Below are 23,738 nucleotides of genomic sequence, written 5' to 3'. Positions count from 1 at the left end.
TTGCCTGGGAGTCCGCCTAGCTCAGTTCACGCATCACGGAACGCTCGAACAGCTCGACGCCGGATCGGTCGTATGCCATTTCCGGAAAGTAGTGGATGGCGTAGCCCAAGCCGTGCGCCTGGCGCTCGGCGAGACGCTCAGCAACCTGCTCAATGGTTCCGTAGCCCGGGGAATTTTCGTACTCAGCGCGGATCCGCTCGGCACGCGCCTCGCCGACATGCGGGGTGAGCCGGGCCATCACCGTGTCGAGTCGCTCGGCGGCCTCGCCCTCGGTCTCACCGACGATGGTGTTGAAGTTCGACGAACGGGTGATCTGCTCGAAGGGACGCCCAATCGCGTCGCAGTGCTGACGAAGCACAGTGCTCTTGTGATCAAACTCCTCCAGCGTGCCGGTGAAATTTGTGTACTGAGCGACCCGGGCGGCAATCTTCAGCGTCACCTTCTCGCCACCGCCGGCAATCCACAGCGGAATTCCGCCCGCCTGCAACGGTCGCGGCTCAACAATCGCCCCATCGACCTGAAAGTACTTACCGCTCAGCGTCGCGGAACCCGTGCGCCAGGCCTGGCTCATGATGTCGACGCCCTCGCGCAGCATGCCCAGCCGCTGCGGAATCTCGGGAAACCCGTATCCGTACGCGCGCCACTCGTGCTCGTACCAGCCGCCACCAATGCCCATCTCGGTGCGGCCGCCGGAGATGATATCGACGGTCGCGGCAACCTTGGCGAGGTAGGCCGGATTGCGGTAGCCCATGCACGTGCACATCTGGCCGAGCCGGATGCGACTGGTCGACGCCGCGAACGCGCTCATGAGGGTCCACGCCTCGTGCGTTGCTTCGTGACTTGCCACGGGGGTCGTGTGAAAGTGGTCGTACACCCAGAGCGACTCCCACGCGCCGCCATCGAGGTGAGTGGCAACGTCGCTCATCGCCTGCCACTGCTGGGCGGGCGCGATGCCAACCAGATCGAATCGCCAACCCTGAGGAACAAACGCACCGAATCGCATGCGCCTACGCTATCGCCTTCGGTTCGAGACGGCACGTGGGATTGGGGCGCGGCGGCGAGGGCACTAGCCAGGCGGAGCGGCCTATGAAAGGATACTGAGCAATATGCGAGGCGCTGACAACAGCGATCCAGGTGCAGGAGGGTAGCCATGGAACCACGTATTTTGACCATATCTCGTGACCGCTGGGTGTGGGGCGGCACCGCACTCGCGTGCGCGGCAATGCTGTCTGCCGCCGACTCGCAACTCCGACTATTCACCGGCTTTGCCTGGTTCCCCGTCATCGTAGATGTGCTGGTGATCGCGGCGATCATCCTCTTTGTTCGTGACGCTGGTGAACCGCGCGCCATGCTGGCCGACCGGCAGGCGGCGTGGGCAGGAGCGGCGCTTATTGCCATCGGCGTCATCGGGCAAACCGTGTGGGCGCAGTTCATCGTGCTGCCGCCACCCGCCTGGTTTACTGCGGCAACGTTCTTGTTCGAGGCCGCGACACTCATCGGCCTTGCCGCTTTGGCGTGGGCGGTGAGCCGCAGCCGGCGCATTGGCCGCGCCTACCGCAATGTGATCGTCGCCGCTGTAACGGCCATCATCGTCAGCCGGGTGGTTGAGCTGATTGTGATGTCAACGCCGATCCTCTCCCCCGAGTTCGTCAATCCCACGTTCTGGCTCATCACAGCGTCTGCCTGGACGATCACGGTGTTTGGTATGCTCGCCATCGCCCTCGCCGCCGTCCTCGCCGTTCACAACGAGCCGACGGTCGATTCGCCACCCATTCGCGAGCCCAAGGAGTCGCATGTCATTTCAGGCATATCTTGACGCGGTCGAGACGAAAACCGGCCTCACGCCGCGCCAGTTGATCACGCTGGCGAATGAACGAGGTTTCGGCCCCGAGACCAAGGCAACCCCGATTCTCGCGTGGCTGGCCGAAGACTACGGCTTGGGTCGCGGCCATGGCATGGCGATTGTTCACGTGATCACGAAGGGGCCGCGAATCAGCTCCAAGCACGTGGGTAGCGGCGGAACCCACGCCGACGCGAGCGACACCCTGTGGCTGGATGGCGCGGCGACGGATCCGTCCCGCGCCTAACACCACCGCGCCGCCTACACGGTTGCTCGCGGCCTCGGGGCCGTGCTCCGGTATGATTCGACCAACGCCACATTGATGCGGGCGCCCGGAACGGAGTTCATGGTGATTATTGCGGGTCTCGTGCTTGCCGGGTTGGCGGCGCTCCTTCACGTCTACATCTTCTACCTGGAGTCCGTCGCCTGGACGGGCAAGGCGGCACGTGCCACCTTCGGAACCACCGCAGAAGAGGCGAAGGTCACGCAACCGCTGGCGTTTAACCAGGGCTTCTACAATCTGTTTCTCGCGATTGCCGTCGCCGCGGGCATTGTCTTCATGGCTCTCGGAAACACTGCTGTCGGTGCGACGCTTGTCTTCACCGGGGCTGGCTCCATGGCGGCCGCTGCGCTCGTTCTCTTCGCATCCAGCCCCTCCAAGCGCAGCGCAGCACTCAAGCAGGGCGTGGTTCCGCTACTCGGCGTTATCGCACTGGGGATTGGTATCGCGCTGTCGTAACGGCCTCGCGTGGTCGCAGCGGCCTCGCCGAACGCATACACACCCTCCGCAAACAACTGATGGATAGGACGCAGCAGACGCGGGAATACTTCGCGGCACCCCTCGGTTTCGTGCACGTGAATACACTCACGAAAGGGAAGCCTTGTCTACCACCCCCGTCATCAGCATCATCGTCGGCAGCGCGCGCCCCGTTCGCATTGGCCGACAAATCGCCGACTCTGTGGCCACCGTGTTGCGTGACAGCACGCACGCCGACGTTCAGATTCTCGATCTCGCCGAAATCGCTCTGCCCATGCTGGATGAGCCTTTGATGGCCGGTATGAATCAGTACCAAAACGCACACACGATTGCGTGGGCGAAGATGATCGCCGACAGCGACGCTGTCGTCTTCGTCACACCGCAGTACAACGCCGGCTACCCGGCCGCGCTGAAAAACGCAATCGACTACATCTACGCCGAGTGGAAGAACCGTCCGAGCGCAATCATCAGCTACGGCGGCCACGGCGGTTTGGCTTCGGCCGCGCAGCTCCGCCAGGTGCTGAAGTTCATCGGCAACGACCTGATCGACACCGACGTGTCATTCACGATCAAGCAGACCGACTACACCCCCGAGTGGTCGCTCGGCGATGCAGACGCGGTCGTTGCCCGCGATGGCGACGCCGTTCGCGCGCTCGGCGAGGCTCTCATCGCCAAGCTCGACGCCCAGGTGGCGAAGGCCGCGTAAGGCGTGATCACACGTTGGGTCGCCCGTCACGAAGCGGCCCAATGTGTGGCGTCTGGGCCCTTGTATGCCGTGACGTCGGGGCTAAACGAAACCTTCTTCGACGAGCACGCAGCCACCCTCAGTGATGACGTGCGCCTGACCCGAACCTCCGGCCACGCGGCTCGAGCTCTCGACAAAGAGGCGGAGGCGGTGCACCGACATCGTGAAACCGCCGTACATACCGGGATACAAGAACGACAGCAGGTCAAGGTTTTCGGCGACGATCACCTCGGTCTGCACGGGCCTGATCGCTACCGGATCCATCAACTGCGTGCGCGAGGCAATCAGCTCACTCAGGTGTTGATCCCAGGCCGCATACCGGAGTTGCTCCACTGGAGTCGGATCGGCCACGGCAAGCACCTCACGAAGATGAGTGTGACCACGTTCTTCGGCAATGTCGATGGGGCGTTTGCCCTCCGCATCTCGCAACGACCGCCAGCCGCCGAGCTCAATCAGGCGGCTCGCGACCTCGACGGGTGCGCCGTGCCACGCCGCCTGATGCAGCGGCGCAAACCACGAACGGCCTTCGATTCGCCATTGGTTGGCGGAGATCCAGGACGATGAGTTGATGATCTCAACAACCTCGCCCCAGGTTCCGCTCTTCGCCGCGTCAGACATGCGGTTGACGGCGGCAACGTGAGTCCCACTGAGCTGGGTGGTATCGATAACCCCAGGCCACATTTCATTCACCATCATCGCCCCCTGCGTAGGTGGTGGACCTGAGGGGAATCGAACCCCTGACCTCCTCGATGCGAACGAGGCGCGCTACCAACTGCGCTACAGGCCCTGACTGCACCAACCCTATCCTCTGCACGCGGTGGGCGGAACCATGAAGCGCGGGGCGCTCGCCGATGAGCGGTTCAGCTTGCGGCGCGGCTGGCGAGTAGCTGACGAACGTGTGCCTCGATGGCGGCGTCGTCCATCGCGGGGGCCGCTGCCGCCGGGCGTGCGGTGTCGATTCGCACCGGCGCCTGCTCGGCCGCCTTCTGTCGTGCAGCCTCTTCAAGGGCGGCACGGCGGAGCGCCTCGCGGGCGTCCTGCGCGTCTTGTGCCGCGGCGGCGCGGGAGCCGGCGACCGTGGTCAACGGTTGCGGCAAGGTGCGCGGCGTCCACTTCGGGGCCGGCTCATCGTGCAGCACCGACACGCGCTTGCGCGGGGCCTCAACCACAACGGGTGCCACCACCGTCGGCAAGGCACGACGCGCAACGCGCGACATGCGCTGCAGCACGGCAACGCCAACGACGCCAGCCAATACACCGACGACGGCAAGCATGACCTGCGTGAAAACGATGCCGAAGGTCAGCGCTGCGATGCCGATCACGACGATGCTCAGCGCAGCGAGACGAACCGAGCGACGGGCACGCGCCTGACGCGCGGCGATGACAGCGGGGGCGTTACGCGCGGCCAGGAGTTCGGCACGAAGGCGTTGGTGTTCGGCCGCGGCGTCAGCGCTAGCGCGGGCGCGCTGTGCTTCGGCGCGCGCCTTGGCGAGTTCGCGCTGAGCGACCTCATCGGCCCGGCGCTGCTCGCGAGCTTCAAGCGCGCTGTTGCGCACGCGTTCCTTCTCGAACTCAACCTCTTCACGCACACGGTCGGCCTCGGCGCGCGCGGCTACCTCTTCGAGGCTCTGACGCTCGGCCTCAGCCTGTCGTGCCAGCTTGGTCTGGCGGCGCGCGGACCGCGTACGCAGGTCTACGCGAAGCTCTTCGGGCTGGTCACTCGTCTCGGCCAGAATGCGCAGCGCCTGACTCAGGCGAACGGCGTTGCGTTCGGTCGCGTTGTACTGATGACGCGAGTACCAGCTGGGCAGGAGGTACACCAACCACAGCGCCGCCGCAATCAGTACGACGACGCCTCCCCCAAGAACTTGGCCCTCCATGCGCACTACGGTATGCGAACATCGCCGCTATTCCCGCATCGAACACGCGCAAACGTGAAGGTTCAAGCTCAGATTCAAGCTCCGGGTGTCAAAAACGCTCCGCGACGGCGTTTCGCAGGCCAGTTTCGTGGCCGCAACCCTGGTTCCGGAACCATGACTGCCGCCCCGCGCCTGCCGCCTGATTCGTGTTTCCAACCCCGAATGCCGGTTCCACCCCCGCGCGTTCCGCTTCGGTGCCCCGCGCGTTCCGCCCCCGGGCCCACCGCACCAGCACGCGAGAGAAGGAGATTGCGACCGCGGAAGGCGAGATTGCCCGAAAATCTCCTGCTCCGGCGTGAATCTCCGGCTCTCACGTCGGCGCGCGGCCGCGAAGAGCCGAAAACGCCGGTAACCGCAACGCCGCTAAACGATGGCGGCGGCTGACTCGGGGGCGCGCCCAGAAACCCAGCGACGAAGCACGCCTTCTGGTACCTCATCGGCGGTGAGGGCGAAGGCGTAGTGATCGCGCCAGTCACCGTCAATGTGAATGTAGTTTTTGCGCATGCCCTCGTAGCGGAACCCCAGCTTTTGCACCACGCGCAGGCTCGGCTTGTTCTCGGGGCGGATGCAGATCTCCATGCGGTGTAGGCGCAACTGCTGAAACGCGATGTCGGTCGCCATCGCCACACACGTCGGGGTGACGCCCTTGCCTGCGAACTGCTTTGACACCCAGTAGCCGATCGTGGCCGAGGAGAGCGAGCCGCGGGCGACGCCCCAAATGTTGAGCTGCCCGGCAATTTCACCGTTGTATTCCATGACGAACGGAACGCTCAGACCGTCGCGATATTGCTGCAGCAGACGGCGAACACCCAAGCGCATGTCAAACGACGATGTCATGCCCGGGATCGTGGCTTCCCACGGGGAAAGCCACGCCCGATTAGACATGAGCTCGTGTTGTAGCGCTCGGGCGTCCTTGGGTTTTACCAAGCGGAGCGTGATCGGGCCGTGATGGCTCGTGATCTGAGGCTCCACTTCGGCCTACAGGTCTGCTGCGAATTCTTTGAGCCACGGGCGTAGCTCAGGGCCGAGATCGGCGCGGTCAGCGGCAAGCTGAACGATCGCCTTGATGTAGTCAACGCGGTCACCGGTGTCGTAGCGGCGTCCGCGCAAGATCACGCCGTAGACACCCGGGCCGTCGGCGTCGGTGGCCAGCACCTGAAGCGCGTCGGTGAGCTGAATCTCATTGCCCTTACCGGGCTCGGTGACCTCAAGAATGTCGAAAATCTCGGGGCTCAGCACGTAGCGACCGATCACCGCGAGGTTCGACGGCGCTTCTTCCTTCGCAGGCTTCTCAACGAGGCCCGTGATCTTGACCACGTCGGGGTTGTCGGTGGGCTCAACGGCGGCCGCGCCATACAGGTGGATGTGGTCGGGGTCGACCTCCATCAACGCAATGACGCTCGCGCCACGGCTTTCGTGCTCGGCGATCATCGACGGCAGAAGCGGGTTGTGCTCGTCAATGAGGTCATCGCCCAGCAGCACCGCGAACGAGGAGTTACCAACGTGAGCCTTGGCCCGCAGCACCGCGTGACCGAGACCCTTGGGCTCGCCCTGACGAACAAAGTGGATGTCAGCGAGATCAGACGAGTGCTGCACACGCCGCAGGCGAGCGTCATCGCCCTTGTCGATGAGCTTCGTCTCCAACTCCGGCATCGCGTCGAAGTGGTCGCTGATCGAGTTCTTGTTGCGGCCGATGATGACGAGAACATCTTCGATCCCGGCTTGCACCGCTTCTTCGACCACGTACTGAATGGCCGGCTTGTCAACAACCGGCAGCATCTCCTTGGGCATCGCCTTCGTCGCGGGGAGGAAGCGAGTGCCGAGGCCGGCAGCTGGAATGACGGCCTTCATGCGTATTTCTGGCATTGCCCCAGCCTAGTCGGCCTGAATCTGATTCCCCGCATAGAATCGTGTCATGCCCGAAGATATCGAGCACGTCAAGCAGGCTTTGCGTGCAGACTTGCGGCAGCGCCGCCACATGCTCTCCCCTATTCAGCAAGAGCACGCCGAAGAATCGCTCACCGAGCAGTTGTGGAACCTCGTCGACGCCACCGGCGCGACGTCGATTTCGTGCTACCTCTCCACGACTCTCGAACCCGGCACACGAACGTTCGTGAATCAGGCGATTGAGCGGGGGCTCCGCGTGCTGCTGCCGAGCACCCGCGCCGACGGGCTCCTCGACTGGGTCGTCGCGACCGTCGACGGCGACGAGACGGATGGCCCGCTGGGGGTTCCGGAACCGGTGGGCGAGTTGCTCGGACCGATTGCGGTTGACGAGGTTGATCTGCTGCTGATTCCTGCTGCCGCGGTCGACGAGTCTGGCATGCGTTTGGGCTGGGGCCGAGGCTACTTCGATAAGACCATCGGTTCAATGCAGAAGTGCCCACCCGTCTATGCGGTGATCTTCGACTCCGAACTCCTTGACGAGGTTCCGGCGGAACCGCACGACCAGCCTGTCAGCGGCGTCGTCACTCCCACGCGCATCGTCACCTTTGCCGCGCACTAACGCTTCATTTCAGAAAGAACCCATGCCTACCTACGCCTATGCCTGCACGCAGTGCGGCCACGCCTTTGATGCCGTTCAATCCTTCAGCGAAGCCTCCCTCACGGTGTGCCCAGAGTGCGGCGGCGCACTACGCAAGCAGTACGGATCAATTGGTGTGACGTTCAACGGCGGCGGTTTTTATCGCACCGATTCGCGCGCCTCTGCAACAAAAGGTTCCGCCGATTCCAGCGCGTCTTCTGGCGCGACCGGGACTTCTGCGCCATCATCTACTTCTGGAGGAACCTCCTCCGCGACCACCGCGTCGTAGCAGAATTCAGGCAAAGGGGCACACCGTGCTTAAGGGTTTCAGAGATTTCATCCTGCGAGGCAACGTTATTGACCTCGCCGTTGCCGTCGTCATTGGCGCGGCCTTCACCGCTGTGGTCACCGCGATCGTTGACGGCTTCATCACGCCGCTCATCGCCGCCACGACGCCGACCGGATCGATCGCCGAGGCGGTTTTCTCGATCGGTAACTGGCACATCGCTTGGGGCATGATTCTTGCCGCGCTCATCAAGTTCGTCTCGATCGCAGCCGTCGTGTACTTCGTCATGGTCGTGCCGATGAACAAGTTCAAGGAAATCCAGGCCGCGAAGGCTGGCGTCACCGAAGAAGAGGCCACCCTCTCCGAGACTGACCTGCTCATTCAGATTCGCGACCTGCTCACCGAGCAGAAGAAGGCGTAGTTCGCCACCATTCGCACAGGAAGGCGCCGCCCAACGGGAGGCGCCTTCCTGCTTCTCACCAGCCCATCCACCCCGCCCGTTGAGCGAGGACGCGCAGCGCCCGAGACGAAACGACAAGCCGTCAGTAGTGAGGCGGAACCTCGCGGCGCATCCGCTCGTCGTTGGGGCCAGAACCTGCTGGTTCCGCTTCCACATTCGCGAAATCCGTCGTCGTCTCCGGCTCCCCCGTGGTTCCGGGAGCAGGCGTTAGCCGCGCGCGCCGCGATCCCGCGACACGCACCACGTGCTGTCGCTCATCGCTCATGATGCGGTCTCGGCCGCCTCAGTCTCGGCGAACGGCATGACGCCGAGCAGCGAGGCAATGCGCGCGGCGACACGTGCCGGATCGCTATAGAGGTCAAAAGAGTGCACGCGAACATAGTGCCACCCGAGCTTGCGCAACGCCTGAGGGCGAAGGCGCAGCGACTCACGCAGCGAGTCGCCGTAGATTTCGGGGTCACTTTCGACGACGACGGCGCGACCGTTGTGTTGCGCGACGAGCGGCAGCACCCCGCGGTAGTTCACGTTCAATGTGACACCGAGTGCCCGCAACTCGCGTGCCAGCTGGAGCACAAGCGGGTCGGCGAGATCTTCAAGGTGCTGTTCGCGCGAGCGCTCTGCGACGCCCGCAAGAATCGACATGAGCGTCGCGGCGCCGTGCTCGAGGCGATCGTCGGTGAACGCCGAGGGCCGAATCGACGACACGATCGTCATCGAACGGCGGGCGCGCGTCATGCCGACGGTCAGCAGGCGCTCGCCGTCGGGGGTCGATAGGTCACCAAAGTCGCTGAGCACGCGGCCGTGACGGGTCAGGCCAAAGCCGAGGGAGAAAATCACGCGGTCGCGGCTTTCGGCGACCGATTCTTCGAGCGTCAACACCGCAAACGGCTCACCGTTGTCGCGTGAGACAAAGTCGGCAACGTCGGCGCGGCCGGCAAAGGCGTGCGCGACGGCCGTGCGCACGCGCTCGGCGTGGCGCCTGCTCGCGGTCACCACCATGAGCGATTCCTTGGGGCGGTTGACGGCATGCTCGACAACCACCGTCACCACGCGCTGCACTTCGGCCTCGGGGCTCTCCACGGCGCCCGAGATCGGGTCGGGCGTGCCGATGCCGCCCTCGACGTAATCGACGGTAAGACTGCCGCGACCCAGGTACGAGCCCGCCCACGGCATCGAGACAATCTCGCCGCCGTAGAACGCGTCGTTCACGAGCTCGGCGAGGTCTTCGCCACCCGCGCGGTAGCTGCGGGTGAGCGTTTCGACCGGAACCAGGTCAGCCACCCGCTCGAAAACACTAGTCGTGTCGAACGGATTCTCCGTTTCCCACTCCCCCGACGTTGCAGTTGCGATGGAGAACGGCGTCGGCGCCTGCGTGACCGGGTCGCCAAACAGCACGACCTGGCGGGCGCGACGAATCGCGGGCGCAGCCTCGGTGGTGTTGATGGCGCCAGCATCGGCGATCAACACCACGTCAAAATCGGTGTCGGGAATCAACGGAACTTCGTACGGCGAAGCGACCCACACCGGAACCAAGACTCGCGTCAGCGCGGGCGCTGCGGCTCGCAGCGTGGCCGGGGTGGGCGCGCCGCGCGTGATCGCACCGCGAAGCGCCTGTGCCTCAGCCGGCTGATCGATCAGCGCAATGCGCCAATCGGTCGCCAGACGCCAGGCAAGAAGCGGCCCGGAGTTGGCGTTATGTGCCTCGTCAACGAGGCGGAAGTCGCGCTCCAGTCGATCAACGACGGCGGTCTGCGCGCCGAGGAGTGCTTCGTCAGTCTGCAGCAAGTGTTCGATCGCCGACAGCCACCAGGCGCTCTCCAGCTCCACCGCAACGCGATGCTCCGGAACGTGACGTTCGGAGAGATCCGACAGCAATGGTTCCAACCCCATCCGCGCCAACTCCACGCGAAGCTTGCTGCGCTCAATGAGGTTGTCGAAGAACGTGGATTCGGCGGCGAGGCCAGCCAGCGTGCGCACGAGCTGTGCGACGGGAAGCGCTGAGAGTTTCGCGGCGCCCGCGCGGCCCAGGGGCTTATCGAGCGAGGCGAGGTCGGCGTGAACGCGCTGCCAGGCGACCGCGACATCTTGCAGGCCCGCGGGAATCTCCGGAACCACACCCTGGTCGACGTAGCGCTGCCAGGCGGTGCGCTGCTTTTGAATGCGCACCAGCGAGTCATACATGTCTTGCACGTGCACGCCGGGGCGCACATATTCGCGCGCGACGGTCTTCAGACGTCGGCGCTGCGCACTCGACATCTGCACGGCATCGCGCCGCGTCGCGTGGGCGGCGATCAGATCGGTCAGTGGTCGCTCAAACACGGTGGGGCTGAACTTGTCGAGCGATTCGAGGATGCCCTGGAGCAGCTTGAGGTACTCCCCCAGCTCGTCCACGGTGAGGAACGGACGCATGCGCGTCTGTGAAATGAGGGCATAGCCACGCTCAAGCAGGCTGGGCACGTCGGTCTTGTGAAGCTTGCCTGCCAGCTCGTGAGCGGCCTGTGCTGCTGCCGTCGACTCGAACGCCGCGCCGTACCAGGGTGAATCGTCGGGGCCGAACTCAAACTCACCAAGCTTGGCGGCCAGCGTCAGTTTCTCGGCGGCGGCGGTGCGGCTCGATGACAACGCGGCGAGCGCGCGAGCATCCAGTCGCGCCTGCGTGTTGGGTGGTTCCGGGTGCTGCGCGATCTTCGCAAGCTCGCGCGTCGCGTCGAGCGCGCTCACGCCAAACGCGGGGTGCTTTTGCGTGAGGGCGGCGCGATAGTCACGCAGTACGGCGCGCAGACTCACCAGAGCCTCGTCGACCTCCGCGGCTGCTGGCTGCGTTGCCTTCTCGTTGCGACTAATGGCGCGGATGAGATCTTTTTGCAGGCTGGTGGGGCTCACGGCCAATCCATCGAGACCGATGCCCACCAGGCGGTGACGGAACCCGTCAAGGGTTGAGCGGCGTGCGCTAACGACAAGAACGCGCTTGCCTGCCTGCACGAGCGCACCGACGGCGTTGATGATGGTCTGCGTGCCGCCGGTGCCGGGCAGAGTCGCAACCGCGAGCGATTGGCCGGCGATGATGCGCGACAGCACGCGCTCCTGCTCGGCATCGGCGTCCAGCAACAGTGTGTCGGCGGCGGGAGAGCGGTCATCAGGACCGGCCCATGCCGCGATCGGCCGCTGTTTTTTGAGGTAGTCGCGGTCATCGGCGTGGCCGGCGAGCGCGTTAAGAATGGGGTGGTCCAGCCCGCCATCGGCACTCATGTGTGCTGCGACGTCGGCGAAGGTCGAAACGATCAGGCGCGGGTGCACCGCGAACGTGTCGATGCGGGTGGTGATGCGTCGCAATTCGTCAATCACGCGCTGCGGCTTGAAGACGCCGCCCTCGTGCGCCAGCACCGCCAGGCGGGTGCCGTCGATCGTGATGCCGTAGTGCTCACGCATCGCGCGAACCAGCTCCGGGTTCACGATCATGGCGCCATGCAGCTTCAGCTCAAAGTCGGTGTAGTGCCGGCGAATGGCAAGCGGGCGCAGCAGCACCGGGGCCGTGTATTCCACGCCGCCGATGCGCCACGAGGCAAGACCGGTGGCCAGATGCACGGCGTCGATGCCGCGAACGGCACGCAGCTCAACGTTCTTGGCGGTGATCCGCTCCGCGGCAATGCGCGCGGTGCGCAACGCCACCTCATCGCGAAAGAGCCCAGAAAGCAGCGTGGATCGTCCGGTAATGAACTGCGGCAGGCTACCGGGGTGCGCCTTCGTGATTTCGATGCCGGCTTCCGGAACATCGTGATAGCGAAGAAGCGGCGACGCCCCGCCAAGGTCGGCGCTTTCGGCGACGATTCGATCGCGCGCGGGTTGCGCAATGTGCGCGGCCACCACACCGGGAGCGAGGTCGCCGACCATTCCAGGCTGCACCGCCTGCGCGAATTCGCGATCTTCGTTCATGAAGAGACGCCCTCCTGTTGCCGACATTTACCACAGTAGGTCGCCTCGCGCGTGATTCTCGGTATCCCTCGCGCAGTTTGACCGAGAAATCGCGGCAAATTGGCTCCTCCACCGAGACAAGAACAACGCCTGTTCTCCCCAGTGCGTGAACGTGTCATTCTGGAACCATGCGAGGCGCACAGGATGAAGCCATGTCATATACCTGGGATGCCGCCCCTACACCGATCGGCCTGCTTGTTGCTGTCTTCGCCGGCGAGGCGCTCGTGAGCGTCGACGTCACAGAAACCGACCCGCTGTGGGAGGTGGAACGCGTCGCACGGCTGCTCTTTGAAACCCCCGTTCATGAGCCGGGTGCGGCACGTGAACTCGCCCGCCAGGCCGACGAGTACTTCGACGGCAGGCGACGGTCATTTGACCTCCCGCTTGATTGGCGGCTCGCGGGCACCGGTTTTGCCGCGCAGGCGCTGCAGGCGATCACCGAGATCCCTTACGGCGAGACGGCGAGCTACGGCGAAATCGCCGCGCTCGCGGGCAGGCCACGGGCTGCACGCGCCGTAGGCTCCGCCTGCCGCACCACCCCCTTCTCCCTCGTGGTTCCCGTGCACCGCGTGATCCGCTCCGATGGTTCCGTTGGCGAATACGGCTCCTCCCCCGAGACCAAACGCTTTCTGATCCAGCTAGAACGAGAAGCGCTCGCGGCAGCCGCCACCGCGTAAAGGAGCCCCGGCGCCCCCCTGTCACGCGAGGGTCGAACCGCCGATTAGGCTAGAGGTACGCCCCCGTAGCTCAGTGGATAGAGCGTCGGTTTCCTAAACCGTGCGTCGCTGGTTCGAGTCCAGTCGGGGGCACCCTGCATCCAACTCATGAGAGCGTGTCCCTACTGCGGAAGCGGAACCAGGCTGTCCCGCAGAGCGCAAACGTCCAGATTGTCATCACTGCGGCTCCAGGGAGTGGGTCGAGAACGTCAAGGCCGGGGTATTCCATCAGAAGCTGGATCCCTGCGAGGTCGGGCAGAAATTTGAGCAGCGGGATGAGGCTGACGAGTGAAACGGTGACGCCTAGCACCATGGGAATCAGCACCGCCAGGGTCACGATGAACGTACGAGCGAGCAACGTGATACTCGCGGCAATTAGCGCGATTAGCATGTAGTTCACGGCGACGCCTACCAGGTTCCAGATCATCCCGGCGCTGACTTCGTTAAATGTCATGCCGTATTCGCCGAGCGCTGCATGCTTCATGAGCACGGACAGGCTGATCGATATCAAGCCAATCCCCGCCGAGAGAACGGCGATGATGAAAACTTTTGCGCTGAGCACACGCCCTCGATTCGGGGTCGCGATGAGCGTGGTGCGCAATTGTCCGTCGAGATACTCCGTACCGACGATGAGGGCGGCGAGGAGTATGACCAGAGGTTGCCCGAACCCTGCGGTCTCGAAGCCCTGCGATTCGAGCGGGAACTGTGCACGCCGATCTGGATCGAACGCGAAACCCGACGCCAGCGCGAGCAGTCCGGGGACAACGAGCGCTGCTGCGATCGTCGCCTGAATACTGCGGAGAGAAAGGGCCTTCGTGAACTCGGCACGCAGGGTGTCTCTGAAGTGGGCGCGGGCCATGATGTCGCCTCTCACAGGTCTCGACGGGTAAACGTAACCGCCGCAATGGCGACCAGAACGGCTGCCCATGTTGCTTGGATGAGGCCACCCAAGGCAGGTTCAAGGAACAGTCCTGTCGCGGGATCGCTATATAGCGAGGCTCCTGCAGTGGTGGGGAGGGCCTTCGCGCCGGGCCAGAGCCCGACGAGGAAGTCACCGACGCCGATCACGAGCGGTGAGATCAAGATGAGCGGCAGGATGGCGGTGCGCGCTATGGTGCCGACGGCGAAGGCGATCAACGCCGTGAACGTCCATGCGAGCACGACGCCGCCAATATTCGCCCAAATCACGGGCGTCAGCGCCCAGGGATTAATTCCTGCTTCTCCGACCGCATGGGTAATGACGAGCGCCCCAGTCATCGTCAAGAATCCTGTCACGGCGACCACGAACGCCAAGAGCGCTATCTTGACGAGAAATACCCGAAGCCGCTTCGGGGTGGCGAGCAGTGTCGTACGGATTTGACCGTCGCCGCCGTATTCGCTTCCCGCCCATAACGATGCGATTGCGACAACGAGCACGTACCCAAAACCGGCCATCTCGAAGCCCTGGTAGTCGAGTGGGATCGGTGCGGAGCTGAACAGCAGTTCACTGTCCGCGGGGAGGTTGGGTGGGGTAGCCGAATTTGTCATTGACATGGGCCAGGTCGCGAGAACCGCGACAATGGCGAGAATCCAGACCGCTTTGGTGGTAAGTAGTTTGGTGGCCTCGGAACGGACGAGCGCGATCATCGGTCGCGCCCCTCGGGGTCCGGGTGCTCGGCCCGGGCACCATACTCGGTGCGCGCATCCGTGAGCGCAAAAAACGCTTCTTCCAAGCTGGCATGGTCACCCAGCACCTCGCTGCCTGCACCAGAAGCAACAACGTGGCCCCGGACGATCACCACAATGTCGTCTGCGGTGTCTTCCATCTCGCTCATCAAGTGGCTCGACAAGAGCACTGTCTTGCCGGCATCAGCAAGCGAGCGGAGGAAACCTCGCATCCAGCGGATGCCGTCAGGGTCCAACCCGTTCGTGGGCTCATCGAGCACGAGGATGCCCGGGTCGCCAAGTAGCGCCGTGGCGATTCCGAGTCGCTGCCCCATGCCGAGCGAGAAGGCGCCAATGCGCTTTCCAGCCGCTCCCTGCAGTCCGGTCAGGGCCAGCACTTCCTCGACGCGCGAGGTGGGAATCGCATTGGATTGCGCGACCCAGCGGAGGTGAGCACGGGCGGTACGCCCCTTGTTCGCGCCAGGGCCGTCGAGCATTGCCCCCACACGCTGCAGGGGACGATCAAGCGACCGATATGCCACCCCATCGACGAGTGCCGTGCCGGAGGTAGGGCGATCCAGGCCAAGCAGGATGCGAAGCGTGCTCGATTTGCCGGCGCCGTTGGGCCCGAGAAATCCAGTGACACGACCCGGCATCGCAGTGAAACTGACGTCGTCCACCACGGTCTTGGAGCCGTGACGTTTGACAAGATGAGTGACTTCGATCATGACAACTAGCCAACCGAAACCGCCCGAGGTTGTCAGTCTGCGGGTGTCGACAATCTCTCGGCGCGGAGCCGCGACATCTTGTCCTAGACGCTGATCAGTCGAGTCTCGTAGGCGAGGACCACGAGCTGTGCGCGGTCTCGCGCACCCAGCTTCGAGAGGATCCGGCTGACATAGGTGCGTGCCGTGGTCTGCGTAACGAACAGCTTGGCAGCGATCTCAGCGTTCGATAGGCCGCGCCCGACCAGGGTCAGCGTCTCTCGCTCCCGCTCGGTTAGCTTCTCTATTCGCGGATCTGCTAACCGCGCGGTTCCAGGGCGAACGAAGCGGTCGATCAACCTGCGCGTGAGTTCGGGCGCGAGGAGCGCATCACCTTCGCTGGCGACCCGGACGGCTCTCAGCACGTCGCTGGGTGGGCTGTTCTTGAGGAGGAACCCCGATGCGCCGACCTGAAGCGCCTCGAACGCATATTCGTCCAGATCGAACGTGGTCAGCACGATCACGCGAGGCCCGGCGGCTTCTCTACACAACTGCCGAGTCGCTTCAAGGCCGGTCATGATAGGCATCTGCACATCCATCAGCACGACATCGGGGTGAGAGACCGCGGCGCGTTCGACAGCGCCCACGCCGTCGGCGGCCTCCGCGACCACGACCATCCCTGGCTCATGTTCAATGAGTAGGCGCAGCGAGTCGCGCACCACGGCTTCGTCGTCGGCGATCAGGACCCGAATCGGCATCATCGTGCCGCTCCTTCGTGTTGCGGAAGCGGGATCCGCGCCGTGAGGAGGAACCCTGGCTGACCGGAATCGATGCAGAGTTCGCCTCCCAGCAGCCTGACGCGCTCGCGCATCCCCGTCAGACCGTGCCCGTACGAAAAGCCCGAAGACACACCCACGCCATCATCGCTCGCTGCAACAACCGCGTCGGTGGCAGTGTGTGTGACAGTGAGCGTGAGCCGGGTGGCTCCGGCGTGACGGAGGGCGTTTGTCACCGCCTCCTGCGCGACGCGATGCACCGTGGTGCGGATCGACGGGGGCAGCTGATCGACTTCAGAGTCGTAGTGGAGATCGACTTCCAGCCCGGCCAGCTTCGCCGTAGCGGAAACATCGCGGAGAATGCCGCTGAGGGGCAACGAGGCAGCGGCAGTTTCGAGCTTGCCGTCACGTTCGCGTTGCAACAGTAGCTTCAATTCAGCCAGCGAATCCCGCGCCTGAGATTCGATCGCCCGTAGCGCTTCCCGCAGTTCTGGCTCGCCGAGCGCATCGACGTGCGCTGTCACGCCCGCGCGCACACCAATAGCACCGAGCGAGTGCGAGAGAACATCATGTACGTCGCGGGCCAGCCGTAACCGCTCGTCAGCTCGAACTTGTTCTTCAGCCACCTGCTGCGCTTGACGGGTGCGAACTCCCAAAACCCATGACACCGCAAGCACGACCGCACCGAGCAGAACCCCGCGCATCCGCTCCTCGAATCCACCCAAATTCGGCGGACCACCGAACACGAAAGTGACCAGCATCAGGAGCGTCCCAGCGACAAGCAACCACCACGGAAACCGGCGCGTGCCGCGGCGCTCCGCACTCGTAAACACTCCGACGCCAGCTAGAAGGAACGGGTCGGCTGTCAAATTTAGCGCCCAGGCTGTTGTCGTTGCGGCCACCGCGAGCAGGACACCGGAGCCGGGGGCCCAATGACTGAGCGTGGCCGCAAGCATGGCAGCCACTCCCAGCAGGAGCTGTAGTCCACGGGCACCTTCCGGAGGCGTGACGGTCAGCCACAATCCGACAAAGACGACGCCTGCGAAGACGATACGCAGCACGAGTCGCTTTGCGACGAGCCGCGACCGCGATTCCGATGACGTGGAAGCCCGATCGGCCGAGGTCTCGAGTGCCGCCATACCTGCCGCCCTAACTGCTCGCTTCGATTCTGACCTAAGGTTAGCTTCCCCCACCCCGGCTTACTCATCGCCTTCGCGCTGCCAGCGCTGCGCCTTATCCATCGCCGAACGCAACGCGATGCCGACGCGGGGTTGTTCGATGAACACATTGTCGGCGCCCAGGATCGACAGCACACCGGTCACGGCGAGTTGCTCGTAGACCTTTGCGCTCACGCCGGCAAGCATCAGGGCGCCGCCAGAACGGCGCAGGCGCGTCGCGTACTGCGCCAGCACGCGAATAAAGGTGCTGCCCAATTCATCTTTGCCGCGCAAGCGGATGATCACCACCGCGCGCCGCGCATCTTTCGCGATCTCCGGCAGTTGCGCCTCAAACACGGACGCGGCGGCGAAAAATAGGCTGCCATATGGAACCAACACGATCGCCGCGCCCGCTTCAACGGCCGCTGGCGGCGCGATTTCGTTGGGCAGCGCCTCGCCCTCGTCAAACACCCACTGCTTGACGGTCACGCGATTGGATTGCCGAGCGACATGCAAGATGACGGCGAGACCCACACCACTCAGCACCGCGTACTGCAGCGGAATGAGCAGCGTCAGCACGAAGGTGACCGTGAGCACGGTGATTTGGATGGGGCCGGTGCGCCACACCATCATCACGTCGTGCAGCTTGAACGTGCGCACCCCGACGAGAATCAGCAATCCCGCGAGCGCGGGCATCGCGATGTAGCCAATCACCGAGCCCAGCAGCAGAATCGTCGCCGCCATCACGACCGCGGCAATCAGGTTGGCGAGCGCACTCTTCGCTCCCGCGGCCCGCACGAGCGCGGTGGCCGACATTGAGCCGCCCACCGGCATGCCCTGGAACATCCCCGCCGCAATATTCGCGAAGCCCTGCCCGCTGAAGTCCACCGACGGATCAGGGTAGCGGCCGTTGGGGTTCGCAATGGAACCACTGATGGCGGCGCCCTGCACGAGCGCGACCAGAGCGAGAGAAAGCGCAGGCAGCACGAGGGGCAGGATCAGCGAAATGTCGGGGAGCGACAGCCCCGGCAGGGTGTTCGGCACATCGGCAACCCTGAGAAGCAACGCCACCTGTTGCTTTGGACAACTGCAGAGTTCGACACCGATTACGTCATGCTCGCCGCGCGCATTCTGGTGAACCCCGAAGACCCCGCCGACATCGAGATTGTGAATGACCTGCAACGACGGCTGCTGGTGACGTCGGCGTCTTCGCGGGCGTTCGAGCTCCCGCCGTACGACGAGGCGTCGCTTGACGCAACGCGCAACGCCCTGTTGGAGCTGGGTGCGGGCCTTGGCGGGCTGGAGCGCTGCTTCGGAACCAAGAGCGCGGTTGACCCGGTGCGTCACCTGATCGGCACGGCGCTCGGGTGGGGCGGGCTGCCCGAGCACGAAGCGTCGTACATCATGGTCAGCCCCAACCTCGCCGTCGGCCGCTACCCGCTCACGATTGGCGAGGTTCCGGTTGACGGCTTCTGGTCAATCTCCCTCTACAACGCCGACGGCTACTTTGAGCAGAACCCGTTGGGCGCCTACAGCATCGACAACATCGTCGGCACCCGCAATGACGACGGAACCTTCACCGTCACGTTTGGTGGCGGTGATGGTGATCCCAATGTGCTTCCGGTGATGCCGGGTTGGAACTATCTGGTTCGCCTCTATCGCCCGCGTGCCGAGGTGCTCGATGGAACCTGGAGCTTTCCCGGCCTCGACGAATCGCCCCCGGCCGGATGACGCAGGCGGGTGCATAGCCGCCCGCGTGGCGGTTTGCCATACTGAGCATGAGTCAGCCGTCGGCCAGCTCAATTTCTAGCAGCGGGCGCGCGCGCACCCGTAAGAAAGGTTTCGCGATGATTCGAATGTTGATCCGCGTGGGTATCAACCTGCTGACCGCAGCGCTCGGGTTGTTGGTCGCCGCTTGGCTCATTCCCGACGTGAAGCTCGAAGTGGGTGGCTTTATCGTTGCCGTGGCTGTTTTTGCCATTGCGCAATCAATTCTGGGGCCGTTTGTCTTCAACATGGCGCGCAAATATGCCGATGCCATTCTTGGCGGCATTGGGCTGGTAACGACGCTCCTCGCCCTCTTTGTCGCCACCCTGTTTCCTGGCGGTCTGCGCATCGAGTCGCCCGTTGCCTGGGTGCTCGCGCCGCTCGTCGTCTGGATCGTGACCGCCCTCGGCGGCTGGATCCTGGCGCTCCTGTTCCTGCGCGAAAAGGCTAACGGCGCCAAGAGCGCAGCCAAGTAACCGACCCAGAAGCGTCGTGGGCTAAGCCGCCACCCCCAGATACGGCTCCCACGACGCTTCTGCGCGTTCCGCGCCGCGCACCACCCAGGTTCCGCCTCGTGGTGCGCGCGGCGTAATGCGCAGCTCCCACCCCATCTCCTGCGGTGTGCGGTCGCTCTTGATGTTGTTGCATCGAAGACAGCACGCCACCAGGTTCTCCCAGGAGCCATCGCCACCGCGAGATCGCGGCTGCACATGATCGATCGTTGATGCTGTGCCGCCGCAGTACGCGCACCGGAACGCATCGCGACGTAGCACTCCGCGTCGCGTTGCGGGCGTGCGCCGCGTCTTGGGAAGGCGAATGTACTGCGTAAGAACAATGACGGCGGGGCGGTCATACACCGTCGTCGCCGTCCACACCGGGTCATCGACGACGCACTCCAGAACCGTCGCTCTGTCATTCATTACCAACAGCAGGGCTCGTTTGAACGAGACCACGGCCAGCGGCTCATATCCGGCGTTTAATACCAACGTGCGCATCCGTCGTCCTCTCGATGGGGCCCGGCAGGCTGCTGGGCGCTTCGATGCGTGGCGGCGTGGTGGCGGCAGAAAGAGTGCCAGAAAACGACAAAAGGCGCTGTCTTGTCAGACAGCACCTTTTCAGTCGCACAGCAGGGCTATGCATTTCGTGTCGCAGGCATTGCAACAGAACGTCTCGGCCTCCTGCACCCATGGTTTGGGTGCGTGGTCGTCGGTTCATGTGCTCACTCTCTGCTTTCTCCGCGTCGGGTAAAGAGTAAACCCGCCAGCGACCTTTTCTGGTCACTGGCGGGTTAATTCTTGGGAATCGTTAGCCGACGTTCGCTTCGAGCCAGGCCATGGGATCGACGAGCGAACCGTTAACCTCTACCTCGAAGTGCAGGTGGTTAGCCGTCGAACGGCCGGTCGTGCCGACAGCGCCGATGGGCTGGCCGACCGAAACCGTGTCGCCAACGCTGACGAGGCGGGTGCCGTAGGTCATGTGTCCGTAAAGCGTTGAAACGCGCTGTCCGCCGATGACGTGGTCGATGACAACACCGACGCCGTAGCCCCAGTAGCTCTCGCTCGAGACGGTGACAACGCCATCTGCTGCCGCGTAGATCGGGGTCATGGCCGGAGCCAAGATGTCGACACCATCGTGTGCACCGCCGCGCGAGCGGAACCCGTCACCGATGTACGAATAGCTCTGCAGCGGGAAGATCACGGCGCCGGAACCAGCCGGAACCATGGAGAGGTCAGCGCCTGCCCAGGCGCTGGACGAGGTTGAAGAGCTGGACGCTGCCGCGGCCGCGGCCTGCTCGGCGAGCTCCTTAGCGCGCTGCGCGGCAGCTTCTTCTGCCTTCTTCTGCTCGATCTCATCAATCGTCGTCGCAGCGTACGAGTTGGCGGGCAGGTTGGTGGTGTCGGCGTCAGACGCGACAACCATCGTCTGGGCGCCGTCTTCAGCAACCTGCTGCAGGGTGATGGATTCTTCCGTCGCCGGCTGGAACGCGGCGTAGGCGGGAAGTGCGACAGTGGCGATCAGACCGGCGACGGCACCGAAGATGCCCAGCGCCCGAATGGGGCGGAGCTTGGTGCGAGCCTGCGCCTGGGCGACGGGCTTCTTCTTGGTCTGTTCTGCACTGCGGCGGGTAATTCGCGGGGCTGAAGATGGGGTTACCGACGTGTCGGTATCGCTCTTCAACGATTCGTTCTGTGACGACAAGCTGATCCTCCGGGCGCCTCTCCACGACAGTGGCGGCTCGTCGGCACTCTGTTACTCAGGGCACTTTGTGCATCGGGACCCGCGGAAGTGACGAGCCAGCGAGGCAGTTTCCACGGTGTCCTCCGGCCAGCTTCTCGCCCTCGGACTTGAGCAAGGCTACCTGAATGTAACGATATTGTCTCGCTGAGACGGCACATTCGCGAGAATTCTCATCTTGGAGATGATCCATAACTGCGAAGTGCGGCCGTTGTGGCACACCTCACAGCCCGAGCCGATTCGCGTAATTCCGCGTGAACCCGGGGCAAAACCCGGGCGATAACGGGTTACGCGCGGTCGTCAAGAAGGAAGATGTGCGCGGCCACTTCGACCGGCAGCTCGAGACCAGACTCGTTGCCGTCCATCTCCACCAGCACATATCCCTCGTTGAAGCGGAACTGGCCGCGTGCGCCGGGCACAACGCCGGCGTCCCGGAACTGCTCCAGCAGTTCCGGGTCGACCTGCGCGGGTTCCGCGAGGCGGCGCACGGTGCCCTCGATGGGGCGACCGGCGTCGGTCAGTCGCTGCACGAGGCCGACGACACCCTGCTCGAAGGTGGCATTGGTTTCGCCACCGACCTGGTCAAGGCCAGGAATCGGGTTGCCGTAGGGCGATTCGGTGGGGTGGCCAAGAAGCTCGACAAGGCGACGCTCAACCTGCTCGCTCATGACGTGCTCCCAGCGGCACGCCTCTTCGTGCACGTATGCCCAGTCCAAGCCGATCACATCCGAGAGCAGACGCTCGGCCAGACGGTGCTTACGCATCACGTCAACGGCCTTCTGGCGCCCCTGCTCGGTGAGCTCGAGCGTACGAGTTTCTGAGACGACGACGAGACCATCGCGTTCCATGCGACCGACCGTCTGCGAGACCGTCGGACCAGAGTGACCGAGGCGCTCCGAGATGCGAGCACGCAGCGGCGTAATGTTCTCCTCCTCCAGCTCCAGGATGGTGCGGAGGTACATTTCGGTGGTGTCGATCAGGTCGGTCATGAGGCCTCACAGCTCAGAAAAGGAATGGTTCTAGCCTACCGACTTTCACCGTCACACTCTCCGGACGCCCGCGCCCGACGAACTACACTGAGCGCATGGCGACAGTTGAGATTCCCCGAGACCTCCTTCCCGCTGACGGCCGCTTTGGTTGCGGCCCCTCCAAGGTGCGTGAGGAGCAGATCCAGTCGCTCGCGTCGGTCGGTCTTTCGCTACTGGGAACCTCGCACCGTCAGGCTCCCGTCAAGAACCTGGTTGGTTCGGTGCGCGAACTGATGGGCACGCTGTTTCGTCTGCCCGATGGCTACGAAGTCATCGTCGGCAATGGCGGCTCGACCGCCTTCTGGGATGCCGCGGCGTTTGGGCTGATCGAAAACCGCGCGCAGAACCTGGTCTTCGGCGAGTTTGGCGGCAAGTTCGCCAAGGCTGCCGCGGCGCCCTGGCTGCAGTCGCCAGACGTTCGCAATGCCGAGCCCGGAACCATTGCAGCGGCTGAGGTGGTGGCGGGCGTTGACGTTTACGCCTACCCGCACAATGAGACCTCAACGGGAGCGGCGGCTCCTATTCGTCGCGTGCACGGCGACGAGGGCGCGCTGACGGTCGTCGATGCGACGAGTGCTGCCGGCGGCATCGACTTCGACGTCACTGAGGCAGACGTTTATTACTTCGCGCCGCAGAAGAACCTGGGCTCCGATGGCGGCCTGTGGTTTGCCGTGGTGTCGCCCGCGGCTATTGAGCGCATCGAGCGCATCGCGGCTTCTGGCCGCTACATTCCGGAGTTCTTGAGCCTGAAGCAAGCGCTGGATAACTCGCGGCTGAACCAAACTCTCAACACACCCGCGCTCACGACGCTGCACCTGCTCAACAGCCAACTCGACTGGATCGTCGCAAACGGTGGGCTCGCGTGGGCAGACGCGCGCACGCGCGAAAGCTCCGGGGCGCTCTACGACTGGGCCGAGGCATCTGCCATCGCAACCCCGTTCGTGTCAAACCCCGAGCACCGGTCCCCCGTCGTCGCCACGATCGATTTTGATGACTCGATCGACGCCGCAGCGATCGCCAAGACCTTGCGCGCCAACGGCATCGTCGACACCGAGCCCTACCGCAAGCTGGGCCGCAACCAGCTCCGCGTCGCAACCTTCGTCTCGATCGAGCCGAACGATGTGCGTCAGCTGATTCGTAGCATCGACTACGTGCTGGCCAACAGCTAACGCCCCAAGCAAGAAAAGTGCGGGGGCGGAACCATGGTT

General features: G+C 64.0%; 27 protein-coding genes and 2 tRNA genes. 12 read left to right on the top strand and 17 right to left on the bottom strand.

From position 1 onward, the window contains the following. Positions 1-16 precede the first annotated feature (16 nt). On the bottom strand, positions 17-1,003 hold the full coding sequence (locus FVP60_RS07240) for an LLM class F420-dependent oxidoreductase (protein WP_147825616.1): 987 nt from the start codon (positions 1,001-1,003) through the stop codon (positions 17-19). 147 nt (positions 1,004-1,150) lie between these two features. On the opposite strand from FVP60_RS07240, the gene FVP60_RS07235 reads away from it, so the two are divergent. The 4 genes from FVP60_RS07235 (at position 1,151) to FVP60_RS07220 (ending at position 3,303) form a co-directional block, all read left to right on the top strand. Continuing rightward, positions 1,151-1,816 carry a hypothetical protein gene (locus FVP60_RS07235; RefSeq protein WP_147825615.1) on the top strand — a complete coding sequence of 222 codons (666 nt, stop codon included), beginning with the start codon at positions 1,151-1,153 and terminating at the stop codon, positions 1,814-1,816. Further along, positions 1,794-2,087, top strand: coding sequence for a DUF4287 domain-containing protein (locus FVP60_RS07230; protein WP_147825614.1), 294 nt, complete (start codon positions 1,794-1,796; stop codon positions 2,085-2,087). The genes FVP60_RS07235 and FVP60_RS07230 overlap by 23 nt, the downstream gene beginning before the upstream one ends. A 102-nt stretch (positions 2,088-2,189) precedes the next feature. Then, a complete protein-coding gene (locus FVP60_RS07225; RefSeq protein WP_147825989.1) occupies positions 2,190-2,579 on the top strand; it encodes a DUF1304 domain-containing protein in 390 nt (129 codons plus the stop codon). 142 nt (positions 2,580-2,721) lie between these two features. Next, positions 2,722-3,303 (top strand): NADPH-dependent FMN reductase, encoded by a 582-nt coding sequence (locus FVP60_RS07220; protein WP_147825613.1) that lies wholly within the window; start codon positions 2,722-2,724, stop codon positions 3,301-3,303. An 81-nt stretch (positions 3,304-3,384) separates the two neighbouring features. On the opposite strand, the gene FVP60_RS07215 is transcribed toward FVP60_RS07220, so the two are convergent. The 5 genes from FVP60_RS07215 to galU form a co-directional block, all read right to left on the bottom strand. Then, on the bottom strand, positions 3,385-4,035 hold the full coding sequence (locus FVP60_RS07215; protein ID WP_222705907.1) for a hypothetical protein: 651 nt from the start codon (positions 4,033-4,035) through the stop codon (positions 3,385-3,387). 18 nt (positions 4,036-4,053) lie between these two features. Next, a tRNA-Ala gene (locus FVP60_RS07210) sits at positions 4,054-4,129 on the bottom strand. Positions 4,130-4,202: 73 nt separating this feature from the next. Next, the gene (locus FVP60_RS07205) at positions 4,203-5,222 is read right to left on the bottom strand and encodes a large exoprotein (RefSeq protein WP_147825612.1); all 1,020 of its coding nucleotides are present in this window, start codon (positions 5,220-5,222) and stop codon (positions 4,203-4,205) included. A gap of 402 nt (positions 5,223-5,624) precedes the next feature. Then, the gene (locus FVP60_RS07200; protein WP_187240600.1) at positions 5,625-6,233 is read right to left on the bottom strand and encodes a GNAT family N-acetyltransferase; all 609 of its coding nucleotides are present in this window, start codon (positions 6,231-6,233) and stop codon (positions 5,625-5,627) included. A gap of 6 nt (positions 6,234-6,239) precedes the next feature. Continuing rightward, positions 6,240-7,127, bottom strand: coding sequence for a UTP--glucose-1-phosphate uridylyltransferase GalU (galU, locus tag FVP60_RS07195; protein ID WP_147825611.1), 888 nt, complete (start codon positions 7,125-7,127; stop codon positions 6,240-6,242). A 49-nt stretch (positions 7,128-7,176) separates the two neighbouring features. On the opposite strand from galU, the gene FVP60_RS07190 reads away from it, so the two are divergent. Genes FVP60_RS07190 through mscL form a run of 3 tightly spaced genes read left to right on the top strand, consistent with a single transcriptional unit; the run spans position 7,177 to position 8,492 of the window. After that, positions 7,177-7,767, top strand: a complete 591-nt coding sequence (locus FVP60_RS07190) for a 5-formyltetrahydrofolate cyclo-ligase (RefSeq protein WP_147825610.1) — start codon at positions 7,177-7,179, stop codon at positions 7,765-7,767. Between the two features lie 22 nt (positions 7,768-7,789). Next, positions 7,790-8,074: an FmdB family zinc ribbon protein gene (locus tag FVP60_RS07185; RefSeq protein WP_147825609.1), complete on the top strand. Its 285-nt coding sequence runs from the start codon at positions 7,790-7,792 to the stop codon at positions 8,072-8,074. 25 nt (positions 8,075-8,099) lie between these two features. Next, positions 8,100-8,492, top strand: coding sequence for a large conductance mechanosensitive channel protein MscL (gene mscL, locus FVP60_RS07180; RefSeq protein WP_147825608.1), 393 nt, complete (start codon positions 8,100-8,102; stop codon positions 8,490-8,492). A gap of 121 nt (positions 8,493-8,613) precedes the next feature. Here the strand turns inward: mscL and FVP60_RS07175 are convergent, their stop codons facing one another. Together FVP60_RS07175 and FVP60_RS07170 are read right to left on the bottom strand one after the other, a co-directional pair. After that, on the bottom strand, positions 8,614-8,796 hold the full coding sequence (locus tag FVP60_RS07175; RefSeq protein WP_147825607.1) for a hypothetical protein: 183 nt from the start codon (positions 8,794-8,796) through the stop codon (positions 8,614-8,616). After that, on the bottom strand, positions 8,793-12,464 hold the full coding sequence (locus FVP60_RS07170) for an AAA family ATPase (RefSeq protein ID WP_246132514.1): 3,672 nt from the start codon (positions 12,462-12,464) through the stop codon (positions 8,793-8,795). Before FVP60_RS07170 ends, FVP60_RS07175 begins: the two co-directional genes overlap by 4 nt. Positions 12,465-12,655: 191 nt before the next feature. Between FVP60_RS07170 and FVP60_RS07165 the strand changes: the two genes are divergently transcribed. Together FVP60_RS07165 and FVP60_RS07160 are read left to right on the top strand one after the other, a co-directional pair. Then, positions 12,656-13,180, top strand: coding sequence for a methylated-DNA--[protein]-cysteine S-methyltransferase (locus FVP60_RS07165; RefSeq protein ID WP_147825606.1), 525 nt, complete (start codon positions 12,656-12,658; stop codon positions 13,178-13,180). 59 nt (positions 13,181-13,239) lie between these two features. Then, positions 13,240-13,312 (top strand) — tRNA-Arg (locus FVP60_RS07160). 13 nt (positions 13,313-13,325) lie between these two features. Here FVP60_RS07160 and FVP60_RS07155 read toward each other — a convergent pair. The 6 genes from FVP60_RS07155 to FVP60_RS07130 all read right to left on the bottom strand — a co-directional run bounded on the left by FVP60_RS07155 (position 13,326) and on the right by FVP60_RS07130 (position 18,544). After that, the gene (locus FVP60_RS07155; protein WP_187240599.1) at positions 13,326-14,078 is read right to left on the bottom strand and encodes an ABC transporter permease; all 753 of its coding nucleotides are present in this window, start codon (positions 14,076-14,078) and stop codon (positions 13,326-13,328) included. Positions 14,079-14,089: 11 nt separating this feature from the next. Then, positions 14,090-14,845, bottom strand: coding sequence for an ABC transporter permease (locus tag FVP60_RS07150; protein WP_147825604.1), 756 nt, complete (start codon positions 14,843-14,845; stop codon positions 14,090-14,092). Continuing rightward, entirely contained in the window at positions 14,842-15,591 is a 750-nt protein-coding gene (locus FVP60_RS07145; RefSeq protein WP_147825603.1) for an ABC transporter ATP-binding protein, read from the bottom strand. The genes FVP60_RS07150 and FVP60_RS07145 overlap by 4 nt, the downstream gene beginning before the upstream one ends. An 83-nt stretch (positions 15,592-15,674) precedes the next feature. Further along, complete coding sequence (locus tag FVP60_RS07140; protein ID WP_147825602.1) at positions 15,675-16,328, bottom strand: response regulator transcription factor; 654 nt, start codon at positions 16,326-16,328, stop codon at positions 15,675-15,677. After that, positions 16,325-17,482, bottom strand: a complete 1,158-nt coding sequence (locus tag FVP60_RS07135) for a sensor histidine kinase (RefSeq protein ID WP_147825601.1) — start codon at positions 17,480-17,482, stop codon at positions 16,325-16,327. The genes FVP60_RS07140 and FVP60_RS07135 overlap by 4 nt, the downstream gene beginning before the upstream one ends. Before the next feature lie 60 nt (positions 17,483-17,542). Beyond that, entirely contained in the window at positions 17,543-18,544 is a 1,002-nt protein-coding gene (locus FVP60_RS07130) for a SulP family inorganic anion transporter (RefSeq protein WP_187240598.1), read from the bottom strand. Positions 18,545-18,574: 30 nt separating this feature from the next. Here FVP60_RS07130 and FVP60_RS07125 point away from each other — a divergent pair, with 30 nt between their 5' ends. Both FVP60_RS07125 and FVP60_RS07120 read left to right on the top strand, forming a co-directional pair. Further along, a complete protein-coding gene (locus FVP60_RS07125; RefSeq protein WP_222705906.1) occupies positions 18,575-19,231 on the top strand; it encodes a DUF1214 domain-containing protein in 657 nt (218 codons plus the stop codon). Between the two features lie 116 nt (positions 19,232-19,347). Next, positions 19,348-19,743, top strand: a complete 396-nt coding sequence (locus FVP60_RS07120) for a class-II aminoacyl-tRNA synthetase family protein (protein WP_147825598.1) — start codon at positions 19,348-19,350, stop codon at positions 19,741-19,743. A 21-nt stretch (positions 19,744-19,764) separates the two neighbouring features. Here FVP60_RS07120 and FVP60_RS07115 read toward each other — a convergent pair whose 3' ends face one another. From FVP60_RS07115 to FVP60_RS07105, 3 genes are all read right to left on the bottom strand, one after another. Further along, the gene (locus FVP60_RS07115) at positions 19,765-20,262 is read right to left on the bottom strand and encodes an HNH endonuclease (protein WP_147825597.1); all 498 of its coding nucleotides are present in this window, start codon (positions 20,260-20,262) and stop codon (positions 19,765-19,767) included. Between the two features lie 310 nt (positions 20,263-20,572). Next, positions 20,573-21,466, bottom strand: a complete 894-nt coding sequence (locus tag FVP60_RS07110; protein WP_246132513.1) for a M23 family metallopeptidase — start codon at positions 21,464-21,466, stop codon at positions 20,573-20,575. Positions 21,467-21,789: 323 nt separating this feature from the next. Continuing rightward, entirely contained in the window at positions 21,790-22,491 is a 702-nt protein-coding gene (locus FVP60_RS07105) for an iron-dependent transcriptional repressor DtxR (protein WP_147825596.1), read from the bottom strand. A gap of 95 nt (positions 22,492-22,586) precedes the next feature. Here FVP60_RS07105 and serC point away from each other — a divergent pair, with 95 nt between their 5' ends. Beyond that, positions 22,587-23,699 carry a phosphoserine transaminase gene (gene serC, locus FVP60_RS07100; RefSeq protein ID WP_147825595.1) on the top strand — a complete coding sequence of 371 codons (1,113 nt, stop codon included), beginning with the start codon at positions 22,587-22,589 and terminating at the stop codon, positions 23,697-23,699. Positions 23,700-23,738 lie beyond the last annotated feature (39 nt).

The sequence above is a fragment of the Microbacterium mitrae genome, from assembly GCF_008017445.1.
Taxonomy (GTDB): domain Bacteria; phylum Actinomycetota; class Actinomycetes; order Actinomycetales; family Microbacteriaceae; genus Microbacterium; species Microbacterium mitrae.
This window is presented reverse-complemented; position numbering and strand designations above follow the sequence as displayed.

Excerpts from the sequence above, each read along its gene's own strand:
- FVP60_RS07240 (WP_147825616.1), bottom strand. The coding sequence starts at position 1,003 with ATGCGATTCGGTGCGTTTGTTCCTCAGGGTTGGCGATTCGATCTGGTT.
- FVP60_RS07235 (WP_147825615.1), top strand. The coding sequence starts at position 1,151 with ATGGAACCACGTATTTTGACCATATCTCGTGACCGCTGGGTGTGGGGC.
- FVP60_RS07230 (WP_147825614.1), top strand. The coding sequence starts at position 1,794 with ATGTCATTTCAGGCATATCTTGACGCGGTCGAGACGAAAACCGGCCTC.
- FVP60_RS07215 (WP_222705907.1), bottom strand. The coding sequence starts at position 4,035 with ATGGTGAATGAAATGTGGCCTGGGGTTATCGATACCACCCAGCTCAGT.
- FVP60_RS07205 (WP_147825612.1), bottom strand. The coding sequence starts at position 5,222 with ATGGAGGGCCAAGTTCTTGGGGGAGGCGTCGTCGTACTGATTGCGGCG.
- galU (WP_147825611.1), bottom strand. The coding sequence starts at position 7,127 with ATGCCAGAAATACGCATGAAGGCCGTCATTCCAGCTGCCGGCCTCGGC.
- FVP60_RS07190 (WP_147825610.1), top strand. The coding sequence starts at position 7,177 with ATGCCCGAAGATATCGAGCACGTCAAGCAGGCTTTGCGTGCAGACTTG.
- FVP60_RS07185 (WP_147825609.1), top strand. The coding sequence starts at position 7,790 with ATGCCTACCTACGCCTATGCCTGCACGCAGTGCGGCCACGCCTTTGAT.
- FVP60_RS07175 (WP_147825607.1), bottom strand. The coding sequence starts at position 8,796 with ATGAGCGATGAGCGACAGCACGTGGTGCGTGTCGCGGGATCGCGGCGC.
- FVP60_RS07170 (WP_246132514.1), bottom strand. The coding sequence starts at position 12,464 with ATGAACGAAGATCGCGAATTCGCGCAGGCGGTGCAGCCTGGAATGGTC.
- FVP60_RS07165 (WP_147825606.1), top strand. The coding sequence starts at position 12,656 with ATGTCATATACCTGGGATGCCGCCCCTACACCGATCGGCCTGCTTGTT.
- FVP60_RS07155 (WP_187240599.1), bottom strand. The coding sequence starts at position 14,078 with ATGGCCCGCGCCCACTTCAGAGACACCCTGCGTGCCGAGTTCACGAAG.
- FVP60_RS07150 (WP_147825604.1), bottom strand. The coding sequence starts at position 14,845 with ATGATCGCGCTCGTCCGTTCCGAGGCCACCAAACTACTTACCACCAAA.
- FVP60_RS07145 (WP_147825603.1), bottom strand. The coding sequence starts at position 15,591 with ATGATCGAAGTCACTCATCTTGTCAAACGTCACGGCTCCAAGACCGTG.
- FVP60_RS07140 (WP_147825602.1), bottom strand. The coding sequence starts at position 16,328 with ATGATGCCGATTCGGGTCCTGATCGCCGACGACGAAGCCGTGGTGCGC.
- FVP60_RS07135 (WP_147825601.1), bottom strand. The coding sequence starts at position 17,482 with ATGGCGGCACTCGAGACCTCGGCCGATCGGGCTTCCACGTCATCGGAA.
- FVP60_RS07120 (WP_147825598.1), top strand. The coding sequence starts at position 19,348 with ATGATTCGAATGTTGATCCGCGTGGGTATCAACCTGCTGACCGCAGCG.
- FVP60_RS07115 (WP_147825597.1), bottom strand. The coding sequence starts at position 20,262 with ATGCGCACGTTGGTATTAAACGCCGGATATGAGCCGCTGGCCGTGGTC.
- FVP60_RS07105 (WP_147825596.1), bottom strand. The coding sequence starts at position 22,491 with ATGACCGACCTGATCGACACCACCGAAATGTACCTCCGCACCATCCTG.
- serC (WP_147825595.1), top strand. The coding sequence starts at position 22,587 with ATGGCGACAGTTGAGATTCCCCGAGACCTCCTTCCCGCTGACGGCCGC.